This is a genomic window from Sphingomonas tagetis (genome assembly GCF_024211275.1).
GTDB classification, from domain to species: Bacteria; Pseudomonadota; Alphaproteobacteria; order Sphingomonadales; family Sphingomonadaceae; genus Sphingomonas; species Sphingomonas tagetis.
The window spans coordinates 75001-97310 of the sequence record NZ_JAMLDX010000012.1 but is presented as its reverse complement, the minus strand read 5'-3'; the positions used below and the strand labels follow the sequence as shown (position 1 = coordinate 97310).

At 65.7% G+C, this 22310-nt stretch carries 21 protein-coding genes; 11 read left to right on the top strand and 10 right to left on the bottom strand.

Features of this window, described 5'->3' with window-relative positions; genetic code table 11:
• Positions 1 to 11: 11 nt before the first annotated feature.
• The 4 genes from M9978_RS15255 to eno form a co-directional block, all read right to left on the bottom strand.
• Entirely contained in the window at positions 12 to 1403 is a 1392-nt protein-coding gene (locus tag M9978_RS15255) for a pyruvate dehydrogenase complex E1 component subunit beta (RefSeq protein WP_254294667.1), read from the bottom strand.
• A gap of 1 nt (position 1404) precedes the next feature.
• On the bottom strand, positions 1405 to 2454 hold the full coding sequence (gene pdhA / locus M9978_RS15250; RefSeq protein ID WP_254294665.1) for a pyruvate dehydrogenase (acetyl-transferring) E1 component subunit alpha: 1050 nt from the start codon (positions 2452 to 2454) through the stop codon (positions 1405 to 1407).
• A 104-nt stretch (positions 2455 to 2558) separates the two neighbouring features.
• Positions 2559 to 2870 carry an FtsB family cell division protein gene (locus M9978_RS15245; protein ID WP_254294663.1) on the bottom strand — a complete coding sequence of 104 codons (312 nt, stop codon included), beginning with the start codon at positions 2868 to 2870 and terminating at the stop codon, positions 2559 to 2561.
• Positions 2871 to 2958: 88 nt separating this feature from the next.
• The gene (gene eno, locus M9978_RS15240; RefSeq protein WP_254294661.1) at positions 2959 to 4233 is read right to left on the bottom strand and encodes a phosphopyruvate hydratase; all 1275 of its coding nucleotides are present in this window, start codon (positions 4231 to 4233) and stop codon (positions 2959 to 2961) included.
• A 139-nt stretch (positions 4234 to 4372) separates the two neighbouring features.
• Between eno and M9978_RS15235 the strand changes: the two genes are divergently transcribed.
• From M9978_RS15235 to M9978_RS15215, 5 genes are all read left to right on the top strand, one after another.
• A complete protein-coding gene (locus tag M9978_RS15235; protein ID WP_254294659.1) occupies positions 4373 to 4882 on the top strand; it encodes a DUF883 C-terminal domain-containing protein in 510 nt (169 codons plus the stop codon).
• Positions 4883 to 4903: 21 nt separating this feature from the next.
• Positions 4904 to 5251 (top strand): phage holin family protein, encoded by a 348-nt coding sequence (locus M9978_RS15230; protein ID WP_254294657.1) that lies wholly within the window; start codon positions 4904 to 4906, stop codon positions 5249 to 5251.
• Positions 5248 to 5592: a hypothetical protein gene (locus tag M9978_RS15225; RefSeq protein ID WP_254294655.1), complete on the top strand. Its 345-nt coding sequence runs from the start codon at positions 5248 to 5250 to the stop codon at positions 5590 to 5592. The genes M9978_RS15230 and M9978_RS15225 overlap by 4 nt, the downstream gene beginning before the upstream one ends.
• Positions 5589 to 5930, top strand: a complete 342-nt coding sequence (locus M9978_RS15220; protein ID WP_254294653.1) for a hypothetical protein — start codon at positions 5589 to 5591, stop codon at positions 5928 to 5930. Before M9978_RS15225 ends, M9978_RS15220 begins: the two co-directional genes overlap by 4 nt.
• 150 nt (positions 5931 to 6080) lie before the next feature.
• The gene (locus M9978_RS15215) at positions 6081 to 6296 is read left to right on the top strand and encodes a DUF4170 domain-containing protein (protein ID WP_254294651.1); all 216 of its coding nucleotides are present in this window, start codon (positions 6081 to 6083) and stop codon (positions 6294 to 6296) included.
• Positions 6297 to 6334: 38 nt separating this feature from the next.
• On the opposite strand, the gene greA is transcribed toward M9978_RS15215, so the two are convergent.
• From greA to carA, 4 genes are all read right to left on the bottom strand, one after another.
• The gene (gene greA, locus M9978_RS15210; RefSeq protein WP_254294649.1) at positions 6335 to 6811 is read right to left on the bottom strand and encodes a transcription elongation factor GreA; all 477 of its coding nucleotides are present in this window, start codon (positions 6809 to 6811) and stop codon (positions 6335 to 6337) included.
• Positions 6812 to 6891: 80 nt separating this feature from the next.
• Positions 6892 to 10224, bottom strand: coding sequence for a carbamoyl-phosphate synthase large subunit (carB, locus tag M9978_RS15205; protein WP_254294647.1), 3333 nt, complete (start codon positions 10222 to 10224; stop codon positions 6892 to 6894).
• Between the two features lie 97 nt (positions 10225 to 10321).
• Positions 10322 to 10765, bottom strand: coding sequence for a hypothetical protein (locus tag M9978_RS15200; protein WP_254294645.1), 444 nt, complete (start codon positions 10763 to 10765; stop codon positions 10322 to 10324).
• A gap of 17 nt (positions 10766 to 10782) precedes the next feature.
• Positions 10783 to 11946 (bottom strand): glutamine-hydrolyzing carbamoyl-phosphate synthase small subunit, encoded by a 1164-nt coding sequence (gene carA, locus M9978_RS15195; RefSeq protein WP_254294644.1) that lies wholly within the window; start codon positions 11944 to 11946, stop codon positions 10783 to 10785.
• A 144-nt stretch (positions 11947 to 12090) separates the two neighbouring features.
• Between carA and M9978_RS15190 the strand changes: the two genes are divergently transcribed.
• The 3 genes from M9978_RS15190 to rpoD are packed head-to-tail and all read left to right on the top strand — an operon-like array spanning position 12091 to position 16467.
• Positions 12091 to 12543, top strand: coding sequence for a GatB/YqeY domain-containing protein (locus tag M9978_RS15190; protein WP_254294642.1), 453 nt, complete (start codon positions 12091 to 12093; stop codon positions 12541 to 12543).
• Position 12544: 1 nt separating this feature from the next.
• On the top strand, positions 12545 to 14392 hold the full coding sequence (dnaG, locus tag M9978_RS15185) for a DNA primase (RefSeq protein WP_254294640.1): 1848 nt from the start codon (positions 12545 to 12547) through the stop codon (positions 14390 to 14392).
• 50 nt (positions 14393 to 14442) lie between these two features.
• Positions 14443 to 16467, top strand: a complete 2025-nt coding sequence (rpoD, locus tag M9978_RS15180) for an RNA polymerase sigma factor RpoD (RefSeq protein ID WP_254294638.1) — start codon at positions 14443 to 14445, stop codon at positions 16465 to 16467.
• Between the two features lie 36 nt (positions 16468 to 16503).
• On the opposite strand, the gene chrA is transcribed toward rpoD, so the two are convergent.
• Entirely contained in the window at positions 16504 to 17901 is a 1398-nt protein-coding gene (gene chrA, locus M9978_RS15175) for a chromate efflux transporter (protein WP_254294636.1), read from the bottom strand.
• Positions 17898 to 18722: a chromate resistance protein ChrB domain-containing protein gene (locus M9978_RS15170; RefSeq protein ID WP_254294634.1), complete on the bottom strand. Its 825-nt coding sequence runs from the start codon at positions 18720 to 18722 to the stop codon at positions 17898 to 17900. Before M9978_RS15170 ends, chrA begins: the two co-directional genes overlap by 4 nt.
• 278 nt (positions 18723 to 19000) lie before the next feature.
• Between M9978_RS15170 and M9978_RS15165 the strand changes: the two genes are divergently transcribed.
• From M9978_RS15165 to M9978_RS15155, 3 genes are all read left to right on the top strand, one after another.
• Complete coding sequence (locus M9978_RS15165) at positions 19001 to 19666, top strand: DUF6975 family protein (protein WP_254294632.1); 666 nt, start codon at positions 19001 to 19003, stop codon at positions 19664 to 19666.
• A gap of 190 nt (positions 19667 to 19856) precedes the next feature.
• Positions 19857 to 20705, top strand: coding sequence for an AAA family ATPase (locus tag M9978_RS15160; RefSeq protein ID WP_254294630.1), 849 nt, complete (start codon positions 19857 to 19859; stop codon positions 20703 to 20705).
• A gap of 58 nt (positions 20706 to 20763) precedes the next feature.
• Positions 20764 to 22308, top strand: a complete 1545-nt coding sequence (locus M9978_RS15155; protein WP_254294628.1) for a tetratricopeptide repeat protein — start codon at positions 20764 to 20766, stop codon at positions 22306 to 22308.
• Positions 22309 to 22310: the final 2 nt, after the last annotated feature.

Here is a 22310-nt window from a genome sequence, read left to right as displayed (position 1 = left end):
GGAGGATTGAGTCAGCGGTAAGTCACCGTCTTCACCGCCGCGACGACCTTGTCCGCGGTGATCAGCGCCAGCTTTTCGAGGTTGGCGGCATAGGGCAGCGGCACGTCCTCGTTCGCAACGCGCACGACCGGCGCGTCGAGATCGTCGAATCCGTCTTCCATCGCGATCGTCACGATTTCCGACGCGATCGAGCAGACCGGCCAGCCTTCCTCGACCACCACCATGCGGTTGGTCTTCTTGAGGCTCTTGAGCACCGTGTCCTTGTCGAGCGGGCGCAGCGTGCGCAGGTCGATGACCTCCGCGTCGATCCCCTCGCCCGCCAGCGTCTCGGCGGCTTCCAGCGCCAGCCCGACGCCGATCGAATACGACACGATCGTCACGTCCTTGCCCTCGCGCATGATGCGCGCCTTGCCGATCGGCAGCACCCAGTCGTCGAGCTTGGGCACCTCGAAGCTGCGGCCGTACAGCAGCTCATTCTCGAGGAACACGACCGGATCTTCCGATCGGATCGCCGCCTTGAGCAGGCCCTTGGCATCGGCCGCGTCGTAGGGCGCGATCACGATCAGGCCGGGCACGCCGGCATACCAAGGACCATAATTCTGCGAATGCTGCGCGCCGACGCGGCTCGCCGCGCCGTTCGGGCCGCGGAACACGATCGGACAGCGCATCTGGCCGCCGGACATATAGTTGGTCTTGGCCGCCGAATTGATGATGTGGTCGATCGCCTGCATGGCGAAGTTGAACGTCATGAACTCGATCACGGGCTTGAGCCCGCCCATCGCCGCGCCGGTGCCGACGCCGGCAAAGCCATATTCGGTGATCGGCGTGTCGATCACACGCTTGGCGCCGAACTCGTCGAGCAGGCCCTGCGTGACCTTGTACGCGCCCTGATACTCCGCGACTTCCTCACCCATCACGAACACGCGCGGGTCGGAGCGCATTTCCTCGGCCATCGCGTCGCGCAGCGCTTCGCGGACGGTGGTCTTCACCATCTCGGTGCCGGCCGGCACCTCGGGATCGGCCACGCTCGCCGCCTTGTCGCTGGCGAGCTGCTTGGTGCCGCTATCGGCCTTCTTTGGCGCGGGCGCTTCGGACTCTGCCGCCTTCTGCTCTACGGCAGGCGCCTCGGCCTTGGGTGCAGGCGCAGCGGATGCATCCTCGCCCTCACCCGCGATCGTCGCGATCACGGTTCCGACCTTCACGCCGTCGGTGCCTTCGGCGACCAGGATCGACGCGATCGTGCCTTCATCGACCGCTTCGAATTCCATCGTCGCCTTGTCGGTCTCGATCTCGGCGATGATGTCGCCCGACTTGATCGAGTCGCCTTCCTTGACCAGCCACTTGGCGAGCGTGCCCTCTTCCATCGTGGGCGACAGCGCCGGCATCTTCAGTTCGATCGCCATCTCAGTACGTCCCCACCAGCACATCGGTATAAAGCTCGCTCGGATCGGGTTCCGGCGTCTGCTCGGCGAAGTCGGCGGATTCGTTCACGGCCTTGCGGATTTCCGCCTCGATGGGTTTCAGCTGATCCTCGGTCACGCCCAGCGCTTCCAGCTCCTTCTTCACGCCCTCGATCGGATCGCTGTTGTCGCGCATCGACTGGACTTCGTCGCGCGAGCGATATTTTGCCGGGTCGGACATCGAATGGCCGCGATAGCGATAGGTCTTCATCTCGAGGATGATCGGCCCCTTGCCGCTGCGCACCCATTTGAGCGCTTCCTCGGCCGCGCCGCGGCACGCCAGCACGTCCATGCCGTCGACCTGGATGCCAGGGATGCGGAAGCTCTCGCCGCGGCGGAACAGCTGGTCCTCGGCCGACGAACGGTTGACGCTCGTGCCCATGGCATATTGGTTGTTCTCGATCACATAAATGATCGGCAGCTTCCACAGCTCGGCCATGTTGAAGCTCTCGTACACCTGGCCCTGGTTCGACGCGCCATCGCCGAAATAGGCCATCGCGACGCCGCCATCCTCGTTGTACTTGTGCGCGAAGGCGAGGCCGGTGCCGAGCGAGACCTGCGCGCCGACGATGCCGTGGCCGCCATAGAACTTCTTCTCGGTCGAGAACATGTGCATCGACCCGCCCTTGCCGCGCGAAATACCCGCGGCACGGCCGGTCAGCTCGGCCATGATCTCCTTGGGATCGATCCCGTAGGCGAGCATGTGACCATGATCGCGATAGCCGGTGATCACCGAATCCTTCTCGCCATCGAGCGCCGACTGCAGGCCGACCGCGACCGCTTCCTGGCCGATATAAAGGTGGCAGAATCCGCCGATGAAGCCGAGGCCATAGAGCTGGCCGGCTTTCTCCTCGAAGCGGCGGATTAGCAGCATCTGCCGATAGAATTGGAGCAGCTCCTCCTTGGAGGCGCTGTACCGATCCGGTTCGTTTGGACGCTCGCGGTTTGTCACCGGCGGTTCGATCTTACGGCTTTTAGCAGGCGTTTTTGCCACGATGTCCTCATCCTGGGGAAAGATGGAAGGCGCGCTATAGGGCGGTTACCCGCGCCCGGCAATGCTAACGCTGGCGTAAAGTCGTATGATTGATCGCCCGCGCCTCAATTCAGCGGGACGATGACCTCGTCGGGATGCACGACATTGAGCTTCTTGCGGGTCAATTCGTCGACCATGTCGGGGTCCGCGCCCTTCTGGTCGAGCAGCGCGACGCGGTTGCGCAATTCGGCGCGCTGCTTCTCCAATTTGGCGAGTTCGACGCCCTTCGCTGCCTGCTGGCGCTTATAGTCGCCATAGACCAGCACGCCATTGGGGCCGAGCACCGCCGAATAAGCGAAAAAGCCCATGAAGATGATCGCCACCGCGGGCAGGCCCGCGCGCGTCAGGATCGTCTTCAAGGGGATGGTCCGTGCCATGACCCCTTTGTGACGCAACGCGACTCGCGGATCAAGCCCGCAGAGTCGCGCCTCGTTCAAAAATCAAGCTGATTCGATTCCGTAATGTTCAACGCAGAATCGAGCGCCCGGCATAGACCGCCGCATCGCCCAGTTCCTCCTCGATCCGGATCAGCTGGTTGTACTTCGCCAACCGGTCCGACCGCGCCAGCGAGCCCGTCTTGATCTGTCCGCAATTGGTCGCAACGGCAAGGTCGGCGATCGTCGCGTCCTCGGTCTCGCCCGACCGGTGCGACATGACCGCGGTATAGGCCGAACGCTGCGCCAGGCTGACCGCCTCCAGCGTCTCGGTCAGCGTGCCGATCTGGTTGACCTTGACCAGCAATGAGTTGGCCAGCCCCTTCTCGATCCCCATCGCCAGCCGCTTGGGGTTCGTCACGAACAGATCATCGCCGACCAGCTGGACCTTGCCGCCGACCTTGTCGGTCAGCGCCTTCCAGCCCTCGAAATCGTCCTCGCTCATCCCGTCCTCGATCGACAGGATCGGATAGGCGGCGCACAGATCGGCGAGATAATCGGCCATCTCGACCGGCGACAACGACAGGCCCTCGCCCGAAATCTCGTATTTGCCGTTCTTGAAGAACTCGGTCGCCGCGCAATCGAGCGCCAGCATCACGTCGTCGCCCGGCTTGTAGCCCGCCTTCTCGACGCTGGTCATGATGAAGTCGAGCGCCTCGCGGGTCGAGGCGATGTTCGGCGCGAAGCCGCCCTCGTCGCCCACCGAGGTCGCCAGCCCGCGGTCGTGCAGGCCCTTTTTGAGCGTGTGGAAGATCTCCGCGCCACAGCGCACCGCCTCGGCCAGGCTCTGCGCGCCGACCGGCATGACCATGAATTCCTGGAAGTCGATCGGGTTGTCGGCATGCTCGCCGCCATTGATGATGTTCATCATCGGCACCGGCAGCACATGCGCCGAGACGCCTCCTACATAGCGGTAGAGCGGCAGCCCGCGCGCATCCGCCGCCGCCTTCGCCACGGCCAGCGAGACGCCCAGGATCGCGTTTGCGCCCAGCCGGCCCTTGTTCTCGGTCCCGTCGAGCTCGATCATCGCGCGGTCGACATCGGCCTGATCCTCGGCATCGAGCCCGACGATCTCCTCGGCGATCTCGCCGTTGACGCCTTCGATCGCCTCCAGCACGCCCTTGCCGAGATAGACCGACTTGTCGCCGTCGCGCTTCTCGACCGCCTCATGCGCACCGGTCGATGCGCCCGACGGCACCGCCGCGCGGCCGAAACTGCCATCCTCCAGCAGCACGTCGACCTCCACCGTGGGGTTACCGCGGCTGTCGAGAATCTGGCGTGCATGGATGTCGATGATTGCGGTCACGAAACGGCCTCCCTAACTTGTGCCAATCGGCGTCGCGCGGGCCTCTATCCCGTTCGCCGCCGCCGGGCAAATCGTGACGTGAAGGGAACCCTCCCCGCGCGCCATGGTTGAACCGGAAACGGCAGAAAGGTCTTGAGCGATGGCTGACGAAACATTCCCCAGGGACACGAGCCTCGATCCGGCGAGCGACGCGCTGGTCGCCACCGCGCCGGTCAAGGATACCGGCGACGCGGCTGTCGAGGGCAAACGCGGCGCCGGCCAATATGCGCGCGAGGAAGCTGGCAAGCTGTTCAACCAGGCCGGCGACAAGGCGCGGTCCTTTGCCGATACCGGCAAGGAAAAGGCGACTGGCGCGCTCGACGAATTCTCGACGCTGATGCGCGACGCCGCCGGCTCGGTCGATGAAAAGCTCGGCGAGCAATATGGCGCCTATGCCCGCAACGCCGCCGACCAGATTTCGGGCTTTGCCGAATCGCTGCGCGGCAAGCAGGTTGATGACCTGATCGGCGACGCGCGCGACTTCGTGAAGAAGAGTCCCGCGGTCGCGGTCGGCATCGCCGCCGGCGTCGGCTTCGTGCTGGCCCGGCTGCTCAAATCAGGCCTCGATGCGGCAGGCGATCTGGCCGACAAGGGCGACAAGAAGGCGTAAGCGCCGCATCCGGGGGGCGAGGTGGACGAACGCAACGAAGACGATAACGGCATCGGCGCCCTGGTCGCCCGCGCGATCGCGGACGGCCGCGCCTATGCCGATGCCGAGATTGCCTATTGGCGAGCGCTTGTGCTCGACCGCGTCGCTGACGCGCGCGCGGTCGCGATGCTCGGCATCGTCGTGTTCCTGCTCGCCCAGGCGGCGGCAATCGCGCTGATCGTCGGGTTCGTCATGATCCTCACCCCCCATGTTGGCCCGGCGTTGGCGACGCTGATCGTGGTGCTCGTCGCCGCGGGCGCGGCGGCGCTGTTCGCCCGCGTCGCAATCAAGCGCTTCCGCCGCGTCACCCGCCCACGGAGCGAGCCATGAGCGATACGCCCCTGCCCCCGGCACTCATCGAGGCCGAAGCACGCAGCCGCAATGCGCGCGAGCGGCTGTTCGGCACGCTCGGTCAGGTGCAGGAAAAGCTCAACCCGATGGCGCTGGCACAGGGCGCGGTCGAGAGCGTCGCGATCAATGTCGTTCGCGATACGGTCGAGACGGTCCGCGCTCGCCCTCGCACCATGGCCGTAGCAGCGGGCGCAGCGCTGCTGTTCATGGCCCGCAAGCCGCTCGCGCGCCTGCTTTGGAAGGGCGCGCGGAATGCAACTGCTACCGTACCTGCGAGTTTGAAAGCTCGCGCCAAGCGTAAGAAAGGATCGAGCAAATGACCGAAGCGAACGAGGCTCAGCCGCAGACCCGCCGCGAGAAGGCCGGCGAGGCGATCGAGAACAATCCGCTGGCGCTGGTCGCGGGCGGTGTGGCGCTCGGCGTGGTGCTCGGTGCGCTGATCCCGCGCCTCGCCAAGGAAAAGGAACTGCTCGCCCCGGTCGGCAAGCGCATCGCCGAAGGCGCGACCGCAGCAGCCGCAGCCGCGCGCGACGCGGGCAAGGCCGAGATCGACGCCCTCCTGCCCCAGCGCGACGCAGCCAAGGAGCAGATCGGCAAGATCATCGGCAACGCCTTCACCGCGGCCAAGGATGCGGCAAGGCCGAAGACCGACGCCTGAGTGGCAGCGCGAGCCTGACCGACCGACAGCTGTCGTCCCCGCGAAAGTGGGATGACAGTAGAAGGACAGTTTCGGGGGTTACTGCGCGCGCTTGAGTGCAGTGCGGCGCCGCCCTAAGGGCATCGCGCAATCCCTTCCCCAGGAGCTTCCATGAGCCAGCTTTTGCACCTCGTCTTCGGCGGCCGCGTCAAGGACCCGATGACGCTTGATTTCGTCGATCCGGGCAATCTCGACGTCGTCGGCATCTTTCCCGACTATGCCAGCGCCGAAAAGGCGTGGCGCGGCGCGGCGCAGCGCACGGTCGACGATGCCGAGATGAAATATGTGGTGGTGCACCTCCATCGCCTGATGGAGCCGGATCTATAAGCAAAATCTCCCCTCCCGCCTGCGGGAGGGGAACTCGCTCAAATAAACTCGATCTTGCTGACCTCGTACCAGCGATCCCCCGCCGGCACAGTCACCTCGACCTCATCGCCGACGCTCTTGCCGATCAGCGCCCGCCCGATCGGCGAGTTGTAGCTGATCCGGCCGGTCTTCACGTCCGCCTCGGCCTGGCCGACGATCTGGTACTTCACCGACTTCTCGTCCTCGTCCAGCAGCGTCACCGTCGCGCCGAACACGATCTTGTCGCCTGACAGCTCGCGCGGATCGATGATCTGCGCGCGCGACAGCTTGTCCTCGATGTCGGCGATGGTCGCCTCATTCTGGCCCTGCTGCTCCTTGGCGGCATGATATTCGGCGTTTTCCGACAGGTCGCCATGCGCGCGGGCTTCCTCGATCGCGTCCACGATCAGCGGCCGCTCGGCTTTGAGGCGCTTCAGTTCCGTCGAGAGCTTCTCATAGCCCTCCTGGAGCATCGGCATCTTTTCGACCGTGGCCATCGCATTCGTCCTTCGTCAAAGCCCCTACCCCAAGCGTGCCCGTTCCGGCACGCCCGCACACTAACCTCGATTGTGGGGGATCAATTGTGCGACTGCGAATAATAAGCCTGTAACGGGCGGACTTCAAGGGACTGGCCGCGCAACCCTGCAATCGCCCGCGCCACCGCTACGCTGCCCGGCGCCGTCGTGACGTGCGGAATCTTCTGCGACACCGCCGACGCGCGGATCGATTGCGAGTCCTTGAGGCTCTGCCAGCCCTCGGTGGTGTTGAAGATCAGCGCGATATCGCCGTCGCGGATTCGGTCGACGATATGCGGCCGCCCCTGCGCCACCTTGTTGACGCGCTCCACCGAAACGCCATTGGCTTCCAGATAATCCGCCGTGCCGCCGGTCGCGATGACCGAAAAGCCCTGCTCGACCAGGATCTTCACGCCCGGCAGGATCACCGGCTTGTCGCTGTTCTTGACGCTGACGAACACCGTGCCCGATTCGGGCAGCACCACGCCTGCACCCAGCTGCGCCTTGGCGAAGGCGATCGAGAAATCACTATCGATTCCCATAACTTCGCCGGTGGACTTCATTTCCGGTGACAGCACCGGATCGGTGCCGGGGAAGCGCGCGAACGGGAATACCGCTTCCTTGACCGCGATATAGTCGATGTCGCGGTCGATCTTGGGCAGGTCCTTCAATTTCTCGCCCGCCATCACCCGGCTTGCGATCTTGGCGATCGGGGTGCCGATCGCCTTTGCAACGAAGGGAACGGTGCGCGAGGCGCGCGGATTGACCTCGATCAGATAGACCACGCCATCCTTGACCGCGAACTGGATGTTCATCAGCCCCTTGACGCTCAGCGCACGCGCCAGCGCATCGGTCTGCCGCTCGATCTCGGCGATCACCTCGTCCGACAGCGAATAGGGCGGGATCGAACAGGCGCTGTCGCCCGAATGGACGCCGGCTTCCTCGATATGCTGGAGCACGCCCGCGACCACGACATCGTCGCCATCGGCGATGGCGTCGACATCGACCTCGATCGCGTCTCGCAGATACTGGTCGATCAGCACCGGCGCGTCGCCCGACACCTGCACCGCGGTCTGGATATAGTGATCGAGTTGCTCGGGCGTATCGACGATCTCCATCGCCCGCCCGCCGAGCACGAAGGACGGCCGCGTCAGCACCGGATAGCCGATCCGCTCCGCTACCGCGATCGCCTCGTCGCGGCTGCGCGCGATCCCGTTGGCGGGCTGCTTGAGGCCCAGCCGCGACACCAGATCAGCGAACTGCTCGCGGTCCTCGGCCAGATCGATCGCGTCGGGCGAGGTGCCGAGGATCGGGATGCCCGCCGCCTCCAGCGCGCGCGCCAGGTTCAGCGGCGTCTGCCCGCCGAACTGGACGATCACGCCGACCAGCTCGCCCTTCGACTGTTCGACGTGGAGGATCTCCAGCACGTCCTCGGCGGTCAGCGGCTCGAAATAAAGCCGGTCCGACGTGTCGTAATCGGTGCTGACCGTTTCCGGGTTGCAGTTGATCATGATCGTCTCGAACCCGGCATCTGCCAGCGCGAAACAGGCATGGCAGCAGCAATAATCGAACTCGATCCCCTGCCCGATCCGGTTCGGCCCGCCGCCCAGAATGACGATCTTGCGGCGGTCGCTCGGCCCCGCCTCGCACTCGGGCTCGCCAAAGCTCGGCGCTTCATAGGTCGAGTACATATAGGGCGTCTTGGCGTCGAACTCCGCCGCGCAGGTGTCGATGCGCTTGAACACCGGCCGCACGCCGAGCTTGTGGCGATGCGCGCGCACGTCGGCTTCGGTGACGCCGCCGGTCATCGCCTTGACGACCTCGCCGATCAGCCCGGACGAGCGCGCCATCTGTGCCGCGCCCTCGCGCAGGTGGGCCGAACTCAGCGCCAGCCACGACAGGCGCTTGTCGGAAAAGCCCATCGACTTGAGCTTGCGCATCCCGGCCGCGTCCTGCGGCAGGCCATTGGCGCACACGTCGCGCTCGGCACGGATGATCTCGGCGATCCGCTCGAGGAACCACGGATCATATTGCGCCAGCGCATTGACCTCGGCGACCGTGAAGCCTTCCCGAAGGGCCTGCGCCGCGATCAGCAGCCGGTCGGGCGAACGCACGGCCAGCGCCGCCTCGATCTCCGCGCGCGGCGCGCCCTGCAAGCGCTCGACATTGTTGAAGCCGGTCAGCCCGGTCTCGAGGCCCCGCAGCGCCTTCTGCATCGATTCATGGATGTTGCGGCCGATCGCCATCACTTCGCCGACCGACTTCATCGCGGTGCCCAGCACCGCCTCGGCGCCCTTGAACTTCTCGAACGCGAAGCGCGGGATCTTGGTCACGACATAGTCGATCGTCGGCTCGAACGACGCCGGCGTCGCGCCGGTGATGTCGTTGTCGATCTCGTCGAGCGTGTAGCCCACCGCCAGCTTCGCCGCGACCTTGGCGATCGGGAAGCCGGTCGCCTTCGACGCCAGCGCCGACGAACGCGACACGCGCGGGTTCATCTCGATCACGATCAGGCGCCCGTCCTTCGGGTTCACCGCGAACTGCACGTTCGACCCGCCGGTCTCCACGCCGATCTCGCGCAGCACCGCGATGCTGGCGTTGCGCATGATCTGATATTCCTTGTCGGTCAGCGTCAGCGCGGGCGCGACCGTGATCGAATCGCCGGTGTGCGTGCCCATCGCATCGACATTCTCGATCGAGCAGATGATGATGCAGTTGTCCTTCTTGTCGCGGACCACCTCCATCTCATATTCCTTCCAACCGAGGAGCGATTCCTCGATCAGCACCTCGGTCGTGGGCGAGGCATCCAGCCCCTTGCGCACGATCTCCAGGAATTCCTCGCGATTATATGCGATGCCGCCACCGGTACCGCCCAGCGTGAAGCTCGGCCGGATGATCGCGGGCAGCCCGACCTGCTCCAGCCCGGCCAGCGCCTCGGCCTCGCTATGCGCGATCGCCGAGCGGGCGGATTCGAGCCCGATCTTGTCCATCGCCTCGCGGAATTTCAGCCGGTCCTCGGCCTTGTCGATCGCCTCGGCATCCGCGCCGATCATGATGCAGCCAAACTTTTCCAGCGTGCCGTCATTGGCCAGCGCCAGCGCAGTGTTGAGCGCGGTCTGCCCACCCATCGTCGGCAGCACCGCGTCGGGCCGCTCCTTCTCGATGATCTTGGCGACGATAGCGGGCGTGATCGGCTCGACATAGGTCGCGTCGGCCAGCTCGGGATCGGTCATGATCGTCGCCGGGTTCGAATTGACCAGGACGATGCGATAGCCCTCTTCCTTGAGCGCCTTGATCGCCTGCGTGCCCGAATAGTCGAACTCGCACGCCTGACCGATCACGATGGGGCCGGCGCCGATGACGAGGATGGAGGAGATGTCGGTGCGTTTGGGCATTATTTTTCTTCCGGAACCAGTTCGTTACCGACAAAGCCGAATTTCAGAGCGAGTAAGCTGTCCTGCGCCACCGCTACAGCGAGCGCGAAAAGCACATTCATTCCGTTGCCTTCCTCGCCGCGGCATCCACTACGTCCCGCGCGTTCGCCGCCGCAAAGGCTTCGCCGAAGCCGGCCATCAGAGCCGCCTCGGTGACTGGTGCCGCGCCGCACTTCGCTGCGAACTTGAGAAACGCATCATGTATTTCGCGCCGAACCACGTCGGCTGGCTTCACCGCCGGATCGTCGAAGACCAGTCGTGCGCCGAACCATTGGTCGCGGCATGATTTGGTTGCTGGGAAGTCCGTCGAAACGCTCCCGCCCTCGCCCTTCGCGAACGTGACGTAGGTCACAGTCACGCCGGACGCGGTCTTGCTGATCTGCGCGACGGTGTTGCTGCCATTGTCGACCGCCGTGGCGGGATCAGCGAGCGTCCAGCCGGCAACAACCTCGCTGCGCTCCTGCGCCATCGCCGCGACACCCAGGGACGCGAGCAGCGCCATGCCTAGCACGGCGCGCTTCACCGCATCATCCCCACGAACCGCTCGAACAGATAGAAGCTGTCCTGCGGCCCCGGCGACGCCTCGGGATGATACTGCACCGAAAACGCCCGCCCGCCGTTCAGCTCGATCCCGCAATTGCTGCCGTCGAACAGCGACACATGCGTCTCGACCACGCCCGCCGGCAGGCTCGCGCTCTCGACCGCAAAGCCGTGGTTCATCGACGTGATCTCGACCGCGCCATCGCTCAGCCGCTTGACCGGATGGTTCGCGCCGCGATGCCCCTGGAACATCTTGGTCGTCGTCGCGCCCACCGCCAGCGCCAGCAGCTGATGGCCGAGGCAAATGCCGAACAGCGGCTTGCCGGTCTCCAGCAGCTCGCGGATCACCGGCACCGCATAGGCGCCCGTCGCCGCCGGATCGCCCGGCCCGTTGGACAGGAAGATGCCATCCGGCGCGAACGACAGCACTTGGCTTGCAGTCGCGGTCGCGGGCAGCACCGTCACCTTCGCCCCGGCCTTCACCAGATTGCGGAAGATATTGTGCTTCGAGCCATAGTCGATCGCCACGACATGCGGCCGCGCGTCGTTCACCGCATCCGCATCATAGCCGAACCCCAGCCGCCACACGCCGCCTTCCCAGCCGAAATGCGTCTCGGTGGTGACGGTAATGGCGAGGTCCATCCCCTCCAGCCCCGGCCACGCCTTTGCGCGCTCCAGCAGCCAGGGAATGTCGAACTCGCCGCTTGCCGAATGCGCGATCACGCCATTGGGCGCGCCGGACCCGCGAATCCGCCGCGTCAGCGCGCGCGTGTCGATCCCCGACAGGCCGATGCGGCTGTGTTGCTTCATCCAGTCGTCGAGCCGCTGGACGCTGCGGAAATTGCTCGGCTCGGTCACGTCCTCGCGCACGATCATGCCCAGCGCGTGCGGGTTGTCCGCCTCGACATCGTCCGGATTGGCGCCGACATTGCCGATATGCGGGAAGGTGAAGCAGATCATCTGGCCCGCAAAACTCGGGTCGGTCATGATCTCCTGATAGCCGGTCATCGCGGTGTGGAAACACACCTCGCCCGCGGCATTGCCCTCGGCCCCGAATCCACGCCCCCAGATCACCTCGCCGCTGGAAAGAACCAGAACGCCGGTGGCGTTTTCAGGCACGGTAAAGGGCGTCGCGTCGGCCATTATGAAAGGGCGCTCCTAAGGGGGTTTCCGGCAATGTGTGCTAAGGCCCGCCCGCTAGACCCCTCCCCCCCTTCCGTCAACCCTCGCCTCGGGCGTTCGCGGGGTCTATTGCCGCTAAATTCCGATTCATTTTTGGGTAGAAGCATGATCCGCGACGACATCCAGGCCGCCGTCATCACCGCGATGAAGGGCGGCGACAGGGCGACGACCGCCGCCATCCGCCTGATTCAAAGCGCGATCAAGAACCGCGACATCGAAGCGCGCACCCAGGCGCCGGTCGCCGACGACGACGCGCTGGTGGTCGAGGTGCTGCAAAAGATGGTCAAGCAGCGCCGCGAATCGATCGAGATGTACGAAAAGGGCAACCGCCAGGAACTCGCCGACAAGGAAAAGGCCGAGGTCGCGGTGATCGAGGGATTTTTGCCGGCGCAGATGAGCGAAGCGGAAACGAGCGCCGCGATCGAGGCGATCAAGGCTGATCTCGGCGCCAGCGGGATGAAGGACATGGGCCGCGTCATGGCGGAGCTGAAGGCGCGGCATGCGAGCCAGCTGGATATGAGCAAGGCGTCGGGGCTGGTGAAGGCGGCGCTCGCTTGAGGTGAGCCTGACCCCCGCCTTCCTCGACGAGCTCCGCGCCCGCACCACGCTCTCGGCCCTGATCGGCCGCAGCGTGAAGATCACGCGCGCCGGGCGCGAGTGGAAGGCGTGCTGCCCGTTCCACAACGAGAAGACGCCGTCGTTCACGATTAACGACGACAAGGGCTTCTACCATTGCTTCGGCTGCGGCGCGCATGGCGACGCGATCCGCTGGCTGACCGATCAGCAGGGCCTTCCGTTCATCGACGCGGTCAAGGAACTCGCCGCCGCCGCCGGGATGGACGTGCCGCAGGCGGACCCGCGCGCCGCCGAAAAGGCCGAAAAGGCCAAGGGCCTGCACGAGGCGATGGCCAACGCCGCCAAATTCTATGCCGACCAGCTGCACGGCATCGCCGGGGCCGAGGCGCGCGCGATACTCGAACGCCGCGGGATCAACGCCGACACCGCCCGCGCCTTCGGCCTCGGCTATGCCCCGGATTCGCGCACCAAGCTCAAGGAGGCGCTCAAATCCTACGGCGACCCCATGCTGGTCGAGGCCGGTATGTTGATCCAGGTCGAGAACAAGGAGCCATACGACCGCTTTCGCGGCCGGCTGATGATCCCGATCAACGACGCGCGCGGGCGGGTGATCGCGTTCGGCGGGCGGATCATCGGCGAGGGCGAGCCGAAATATTTAAACTCCCCCGAAACGCCGCTCTTCGACAAGGGCCGCACGCTCTACAATCTCGACCGCGCCGCCGCCGCCTCGCGCAAGACCGGACGGATCATCGCGGTCGAGGGCTATATGGACGTGATCGCGCTCGCTCAGGCCGGGTTCGGCGAGGCGGTCGCGCCGCTCGGCACCGCCCTCACCGAACACCAGATCGAGCGGCTGTGGCGCATGGCCGACGTCCCCCTGCTCGCCTTTGACGGCGACAGCGCGGGGCAGAAGGCCGCGATCCGCGCCGCGCACCGCGCTTTGCCCCATCTCGCGCCCGGCCGCAGCCTCGCCTTCGTGACGCTCCCCAACGGCCAGGACCCCGACGATCTCGTCCGCAGCGCCGGCCCGCAGGCGTTCGAGGCGCTGCTCGCTGCCGCCCAGCCGCTCGCCGACCGTATCTGGCATCACGAGCTCGCCGCCGAGCCGCTCGAAACCCCCGAGGCGCGTGCCGGGCTCAAGCGCCGCCTGTCCGATCTCGCCGCGACGATTCAGGACGGCAATGTCCGCCACGAATATGTCGCCGAGTTCCGCAACCGCTTCGACGCGCATTTCGCCCCCGCCCCGCGCAGCTTCAGCCCGCGGACGCCGTTCAAGCCGGGTAAGCCCGGTCAACGCTGGCAGCCGCCCGAACCTCCGCCCAGCCCGGCGACGCAGGCGCTTGGCGCCACCGGTATCGACCGCGTGCTGGCCAAGGCGATCCTCGCCGGCCTGATCCGCCACCCCGCCGAGATCGCGCGCCATATGGAGACGCTGTCGAGCCTGCGGCTCGCCGACAATGCCCTTGGCCGATTGTTCGAGGCGGTGGTCGATGTCGCGCTGGAAGATCAAGCGCTTGATACCGCTCGCCTGCGCACCATATTGGCCGCGTCCGGTTTCGATTCAGTGGCATCCGAGCTGCTACGTGCAGACACGCTGCCCTTCACCTTCACGCAGAAGGAATGGGACGCGGGGCGCGCGTCGCTCGATCTGGGTGAGGCGATCGCGGTGCTGGCGGCCAGGCCGCAGGTCGATGCCGCGCTTGCCGAGGCGACGGCGGCGGTGCAGGCGCGGTTCAGCGACGAGGCGTTCGAGCGGCAAGTGGCGCTCGTGCGGCGCAAGGCGGAACTCGAATCGCGGCTCGCGAATCTGATGCTTGCGGACGACGACTAATTCAGCGAATAGGCGGCGTATAATAGCCGCCATCCGATAAAAGGCATTCGATGGCAAAGGCAATCATGGCGGACACTGCGGACACCACGGAAACGGGCGACGCGCCGCTGATCGATCTCAACGAAGGCTCCATCAAGAAGCTGGTGGCCCGCGCCAAGAAGCGCGGCTACATCACCGTCGACCAGCTCAACGAGATGCTGCCGCAGGATCAGTTCACTTCCGAACAGATCGAGGACGTGATGTCGGCGCTGTCCGATATGGGCGTCAACGTCGTCGAAAATGAGGATGTCGGCGAGGACGACCAGCCCGAGGACGATACCCCTGACGAGGTCGATGCCGAGAAGGACGACGAGCCCGCCTTCGAGATCCAGAAGAAGAAGGAAACGGTCGATCGCACCGACGATCCCGTTCGCATGTACCTGCGCGAGATGGGGGCGGTCGAGCTGCTTTCGCGCGAAGGCGAGATCGCGATCGCCAAGCGGATCGAGGCCGGCCGCGACACGATGATCCTCGGCCTGTGCGAATCGCCGATCACCTTCAACGCGATCATCGGCTGGTCCGACGCGCTCAACGAAGGCACGATGCAGCTTCGCGAGATCCTCGACCTCGACGCCATGCTCAACAAGGGTCCTTCGGCCGAGCAGGTCGAAGGCGCCGAAGAGGATGACAGCGGCGAGATCAGCGAGAAGACAGCCGGTGCGAGCATCAAGGAAGAGGAGGAGCCCGAAGAGGCCCCCGCCGACGACGAGGATGACGAGCTGACCGAGCGCCGCACCCCGCGCCAGTCGGACGACGACGAGGAGGACAACACGCTCTCCCTCGCCCAGATGGAGGAGACGCTCAAGCCGCAGGCGCTCGAGAAGTTCGCCAACATCACCGCGATCTACAAGAAATTCTCCAAGGTCCAGCAGCAGCGGCTCGACGCGATGGCGGCGGGCGGCGAACTGACCGCGGCCGACGAGAAGAAATATCAGAAGCTGCGCGAAGAGCTCACCGCCGAGGTCGAGAGCGTCCAGTTCCATCAGGCGAAGATCGAATATCTCGTCGACCAGCTCTACAGCTTCAACCGCCGCCTGACCGCGCTAGGCGGCCAGATGCTGCGCCTCGCGGAGCGCCACAAGGTCAACCGCAAGGACTTTCTCGATCGCTATGTCGATCACGAGATGGACGAGCAGTGGCTTCAGGCGGTCGGCAATCTCGACAAGAAGTGGGCCGCCTTTGCCACGAACGAGGCCGCTGCGGTCGATCGCATCCGTGTCGAAGTCGCCGAGATCAGCCAGCAGACCGGCATGGCGCTCACCGAATTCCGCCGCATCGTCAACATGGTGCAGAAGGGCGAGCGCGAGGCGCGCATCGCCAAGAAGGAAATGGTCGAGGCGAACCTGCGCCTCGTGATCTCGATCGCCAAGAAATACACCAACCGCGGCCTGCAGTTCCTGGATCTCATTCAGGAGGGCAACATCGGCCTGATGAAGGCGGTCGACAAGTTCGAGTATCGCCGCGGCTACAAGTTCAGCACCTATGCGACCTGGTGGATCCGTCAGGCGATCACCCGCTCGATCGCTGATCAGGCGCGCACGATCCGCATCCCGGTGCACATGATCGAGACGATCAACAAGCTGGTCCGCACCAGCCGTCAGTTCCTCCACGAGCAGGGCCGCGAGCCCACGCCCGAGGAAATGGCCGAGCGCCTCTCGATGCCGCTCGAGAAGGTCCGCAAGGTGATGAAGATCGCCAAGGAGCCGATCAGCCTCGAAACGCCGATCGGCGACGAGGAGGATTCGCATCTCGGCGATTTCATCGAGGACAAGAACGCGATCATTCCGGTCGACGCGGCGATTCAGGCGAACCTCAAGGAAACCGTGACCCGCGTGCTCGCCTCGCTCACGCCGCGCGAAGAACGCGTGCTGCGCATGCGCTTCGGCATCGGCATGAACACCGATCACACGCTCGAGGAAGTCGGCCAGCAGTTCTCGGTCACCCGCGAACGCATCCGTCAGATCGAGGCGAAGGCGCTGCGCAAGCTCAAGCACCCGAGCCGCAGCCGCAAGATGCGGTCGTTCCTCGACCAGTAGAAGCAGAGGGCGGGCCGCAAACCCGCCCTTTTTGGTTCAGATCAACCCGGCGAGGTGCAGTCCGATGCCCGCCGCCGCGGCGCTCGCCAGCGTCGTGAACACGCCGACATTCCACCGGAACATCGCGACGATCGCCGCCAGGGCCAGCACCGCCGCCCAGGGATCGATGCTCATCAGCACCGGCATGTCGAATCGCAGCGGCCCCGCCGCGACCGGCAGCGTCTCGCGAAACAGCGTGTGGATCGCAAACCAGATGGCGAGGTTGAGCACAACGCCGACCACCGCCGCCGTGATCGCCGACAGCGCGCCCGACAGCGCCTTGTTGTCGCGCATCCGCTCGATGAACGGCGCCCCCAGGAAGATCCACAGGAAACACGGGGTGAACGTCACCCAGGTCGCCAGCAACCCGCCCAGCGTGCCCGCCAGCAGCGGCGACAGCATACCGGGATCGCGATAGGCGCCGAGAAAGCCGACGAACTGCAGCACCATGATCAGCGGCCCCGGCGTCGTCTCCGCCATGCCCAGCCCGTCGAGCATCTCGCCCGGCGCGAGCCATTGATAGGACTGCACCGCCTCCTGCGCGACATAGGCGAGCACTGCGTAAGCGCCGCCGAACGTCACCATCGCCATGGTCGAGAAGAAGGTCGCGATCTGGCTGAACACATCGTCCGGCCCCAGCCACGCGATCAGCGCGGCGACCGGCGCGAGCCACAACACCAGCCAGACCAGCGCGTCGCGCACCGTCTGGCGGATCGTCGGCCGCGCATGCGCCGGCAATTCCTCGCCGAGCAGCGTATCGGCATCGGCCACCTCGACGCCGCCCGAGCTGCCATGCCCACCGCCCACGCTGAACGCCGCGACGCCACGCTTTCCGCCGACATAGCCGATCAACGCTGCCGCCAGCACGACCAGCGGAAACGGCGCACCGAGGAAGAAGATCGCGACGAATGCGCCCGCCGCAATCCAGCGCATTGCCGCATTCTTCAGCGCCCGCCGCCCGATTCGCGTCACTGCCTGCAGCACGATCGCCAGAACCGCCGCCTTGAGGCCGAAGAACAGCGCCGAGACGAAGCCGACCCTTCCGTACAGCACATAGATCCAGCTCAGCGCCATGATCGAGATCATGCCCGGCAGCACGAACAGCGCCCCGGCGACGATCCCACCTTTGGTCTTGTGCATCAGCCAGCCGATATAGGTCGCCAGCTGCTGCGCCTCCGGCCCCGGGAGCAACATGCAATAGTTGAGCGCGTGCAGGAACCGGTGCTCACCGATCCAGCGCTTCTCCTCGACCAGAATGCGATGCATCACCGCGATCTGTCCCGCCGGCCCGCCGAACGACAATGCGGCGATGCGCAGCCAAACCCAAAAGGCTTCGCGCAACGAGACCGGCGCCGGACGCACCGGCACCGCCTCTGCGATGGCCACGCCGCTCATGCGCGCACCTCGCGCGGCTGGTGCACGCTCCAGTCATGCGTCTCGTCGCGCGCGTCGCGGCACCATCGGTACAGTGCGTCATAGACGAGCATTCCGGCCTCGAGTTGCTCGAGATCGTCGGCATACATTCGCGACAGGCCGAGCGAGACGGCGAGCAGGCCAGCCGCCTCCGGCACCAGATCGGGATGCCCCGTGTCCGCCCCGCGGACGATCCCGGCGAGATAGTCGAGCGCGGGCGTGCCGCTCAGCCCGAACTCCTCGACCATCAGGTCGAAGGTGCAGCGCTCGCCACGGTGGCTCCAGAACACGCCGTCCTGATTGAGGTCGAACGCCGCCGCGCCCAGCCGCTCGGCGATGGTGATGACCTCGCCCGCCGGAACGAACAGGAACCGTGCGCGCGGATCGACGAAACGGCGGATCAGCCACGGACAGGCGATGCGGTCGATCTTGGGCCGCACGCGCGTGACCCACAAGGTTCGCCCTTCGCCATCGCGGCGCGGCAGCCGGTGGAGCGAGACGGTGGGCAGTTTCGCCGTGCGCCACGCCGCATAGCCGCCGTCCAGCGTTTCCGCCTGCAATCCCGTGCTGCGCAGCCACGCCGCGACGGCCTGCGCCGTGGTGCCGCCATCGTCATCGATGACCACGGCCGAGGCGGCGCCGACGGCGCCCGCCCAATGCTCGACCTGATCCGCCGGATATTGAATCGATCCCGGAATGATGCGGCCGTCGGAACCGCCACGGACGTCGACGAGCGCCGGCGCGGCCGGCGTGGCGATCAACCGCGCGAGCTTGTCGACGGCAATATTGTTGAACGAGGGCATGATGCGTCCTTCTAAATGGCCAGGACGCGATTCTTCAGCTGTCGCCTCGTGGGGAGATCGCGATCCCCATGCCATCCAATTCGCGCGCGGCAGCCCCGCCTGTCAATCGAGATTTGGTTGAGCCGATGCGACGTACCCCGTCATTTGCTCGCCTGCGAATGCTGCACGAACGGTAAACCCGGCATCAACCAGGTCTTTACGCGCTTCGGTATAGACCCCGGTTGCACAAGATCGGCACGCGACGGGCTTTCCGGCGCGCGTTCGAGCGTGGGGATATGATGGCTTTCGATTCGGTCCAGACTGCGGGATTGGGCGGTGCGTCGGGCACCCTGACGGCGCTCGTCGCCGCGGATGGCAGCGCCAGCCATCGGTTTCTCGCACGTCTGGGCACCGGCACGCCGGCGATGCGAGACTTGTCGGACGTGGTGCATCAGCTCTGCCTGCTCCACGCGCGCCATCCTGACGTGGTCGAACAGGCCGCATCGCACTCGCGCGAACCCGCCACTTCCGCCTGGCTGGCCGAGGTGATGCCCGCCTTTGCCGCCGAACGCGCCTTCGTCGTCCGCCTCGTCGCCGCCGCCGGTCCGCTGCCCAGCACGCCGGGGCAGGCCGCTTCGGAAGCCGCCGTTGCCGCGCAGCGCCACGCACTCGACATGCTCGCCCAGTCCGACCGCACCGGCTGCGCCGACGGCACTGCGCTCGCGCTGATCATGGACTGGCCGGCGATCCGCTCGGTGCTCGACATCGCCGCGCGCCGCCTCGGCATCGACCCGCCCGGCTCGCCGCTGCCGCCGCTGTACGAGACCGCGACCGTGATCGACGCGCTCGCCGCGCGTCTCTCGGTCGAACGCGCGATGCTTTTCGGCGCGCAGCAGATGCTCGCCCAACATCGCGGCCTGTGGGACCTGCTCGAAGCCCGCGCGAGCGCCCGCGACCGGCACTGACTTTTGCGAATGCGCCTGGCGCATTCGGCCGCACCAGCCCGCTCCCCCACCCGGCCACCCATCGAAGGTACCGTGTGGGAGGCCGGGTGGGGGAGCGGGCTGGTGCGGTTCTACGAACAAAAGCGCGCTTGCGCTGCGGCGCAAAACCTCGCTACCGCCTACCCGATCTTCCAATCTCGCGGGAACCGGCATGCGTTTCGAAGGCACACAGGATTATGTCGCGACCGACGACCTCAAGGTCGCGGTCAACGCCGCCGTCACGCTGCGCCGTCCGTTGCTGGTCAAGGGCGAGCCGGGCACCGGCAAGACCGTCCTCGCTTATGAAATCGCCAAGGCGGTCGGCGCGCCGCTGATCGAGTGGAACGTCAAGTCGACGACCAAGGCGCATCAGGGCCTATACGAATATGACGCGGTCGCCCGGCTGCGCGACGGCCAGCTCGGCGACGAACGTGTCCACGACATCGGCAACTATATCCGCAAGGGCAAATTGTGGGAGGCGTTCACCTCGCCGCAGCTCCCCGTGCTGCTGATCGACGAGATCGACAAGGCCGACATCGAATTCCCCAACGACCTGCTCCACGAACTCGATCGCATGGCGTTCCACGTCTATGAGACCAACGAGACGGTGCGCGCAGCCGAGCGCCCGATCGTCGTCATCACCTCGAACAACGAGAAGGAACTGCCCGACGCGTTCCTGCGCCGTTGCTTCTTCCATTACATCAAATTTCCCGACCGCGAGACGATGCAGGCGATCGTCGACGTCCACTTCCCCGGCATCCAGAAGATCCTCGTCAGCAAGGCGATGGACATCTTCTACGACATCCGCGAGGTGCCCGGCCTCAAGAAGAAGCCGTCGACCAGCGAACTGCTCGACTGGCTCAAACTGCTGCTGCACGAGGACATGCCGCTCGACGTGCTGCAGAACCGCGACCCGACCAAGGCGATCCCGCCGCTCCACGGCGCGCTGCTCAAGAATGAGCAGGACGTGATGCTGTTCGAACGGCTCGCGTTCATGGCGCGGCGGCAAGGCGGCAAGTAACGCTTTCCTTTGCAACATCGCTCGCTAACCTCCCGGGATCGTTCGGGGGATCGAGACGATGCTGCTCGGCTTGAAGGCAATTACCGTCCACATTGCGGCACCGCTGTCGCTGCTTGTGGCGCTCGCCGTCCCGCAAACCGCCGACGCAGCACTGGCGCGACGCTGGGAGGTGACCGAACAAGCCGAGCTGGCCGTGCGGTCGGGACGGGTCTTGCAGGGGCTCAAGCTCCTCGACGCTGAACTCAAGCAATGCAAGCGCCCCGACGGCTGTCACGACGCGGCAGTGCTGCGCGCCTTTGCGCTGGCTAAGATCGGCCGTCACAACGAGGCGGAAAAGATCGGCGTGGAACTCGCGGCCAAATCGAAGGCGGGCAAACTGCCTGCGATGAAGACGGTCGAAGCGCTGCTCGTCGTCGCCGAGGCACGCATCTACGCCGGCAGCTGGGAACCGGCAGTCGATGCGCTGGGCGAGGCGATCGGACTGATCCAGTCGAACAACCTGATGGCCTCGGTGCAGATGGGCGAAGCGGCGTTCAATGTCGCGACGCTACAGATCATTCGCGGCAACACCGATGACGGTGCCAAGATGCTGATGCAGAGCATCAACCTCTTCCAGGCGCTGGGCGCGGGCCATCAGGATTCGCTGGCCGAAGCGATCGAGGCGCTGGTCGATCTGGCGGAGGTGAAAGGCAATGAAAAGGCAGCCGCCGAGGCCAGCGCCGTGGCGGATCAGGTGATCGCGCAATTCGCCGCCGCCGATAACGCGCGCTTCACCAACCCCATGCTGCGCCGCGCCCGCGCACTGCAGAAGGCGGGGAAGGCGCAGGAAGCGGAGAAGCTCTACCAGACGATCGCCGATCTGAAGGAAGCGGGCTATGGCCGGGACGGCTTCGAATCTACGCTGGCCGTTCTCGACCTCGCCGATTCGATGGAGGCGCAGGGCCGCGTGGTCGAGGCGCTGACGATCAAGCTCAACGCAACGATGACCATGATGCGCGTCTATGGCGGGCATCCGCTGACCGCGGTCAGCGCGCTCAATATCGGCTCGACCTTGCTGGAAAAGGGCCGCGCCGATCTCGCCGGCAGCTTCCTGGAGGCCGGATATTATATTTCGCGCGCGGCGTTGGGCGACACCTCGGTACTAACGCTGGTGTCGGCGTTGAAGCTCGGTTCGTTGAAGCTCGAACAGCGCGCCTATGCCGAGGCCGAACCGCTGCTCGACCATGCGATCAAGCAAGGCGAGATCGCCGCGCCGGGCGGCGCGCTGGCGGCGAACGCGAAGCTGCACATGGCGATCCTCTATGAGAAGACCGGACGCGCCGCGCAGGCCGGCCCCTATTATCGCGACGCGGCAATGGTGTTCGAACGCGTGTTCGGGCCGACGGTGCCGGTGACCGTGCAGGCGCTGGCCAACTGGGCGATCTATACGCAGGACCGCGGTGATTTTCCGCGCTCGCGCACGCTCTATCGCCGCGCTGGAGAGCATATTCGCCAGATCGCCGCGCGCCAGACCGGCGAAGGCGCCGACACGTTCCGCCAGTTCAGCCAGGTGTTCGCGCGTCAGGCCGCGGTGAACTGGCAACTGGCGGCGGCAGCACGCTGAAC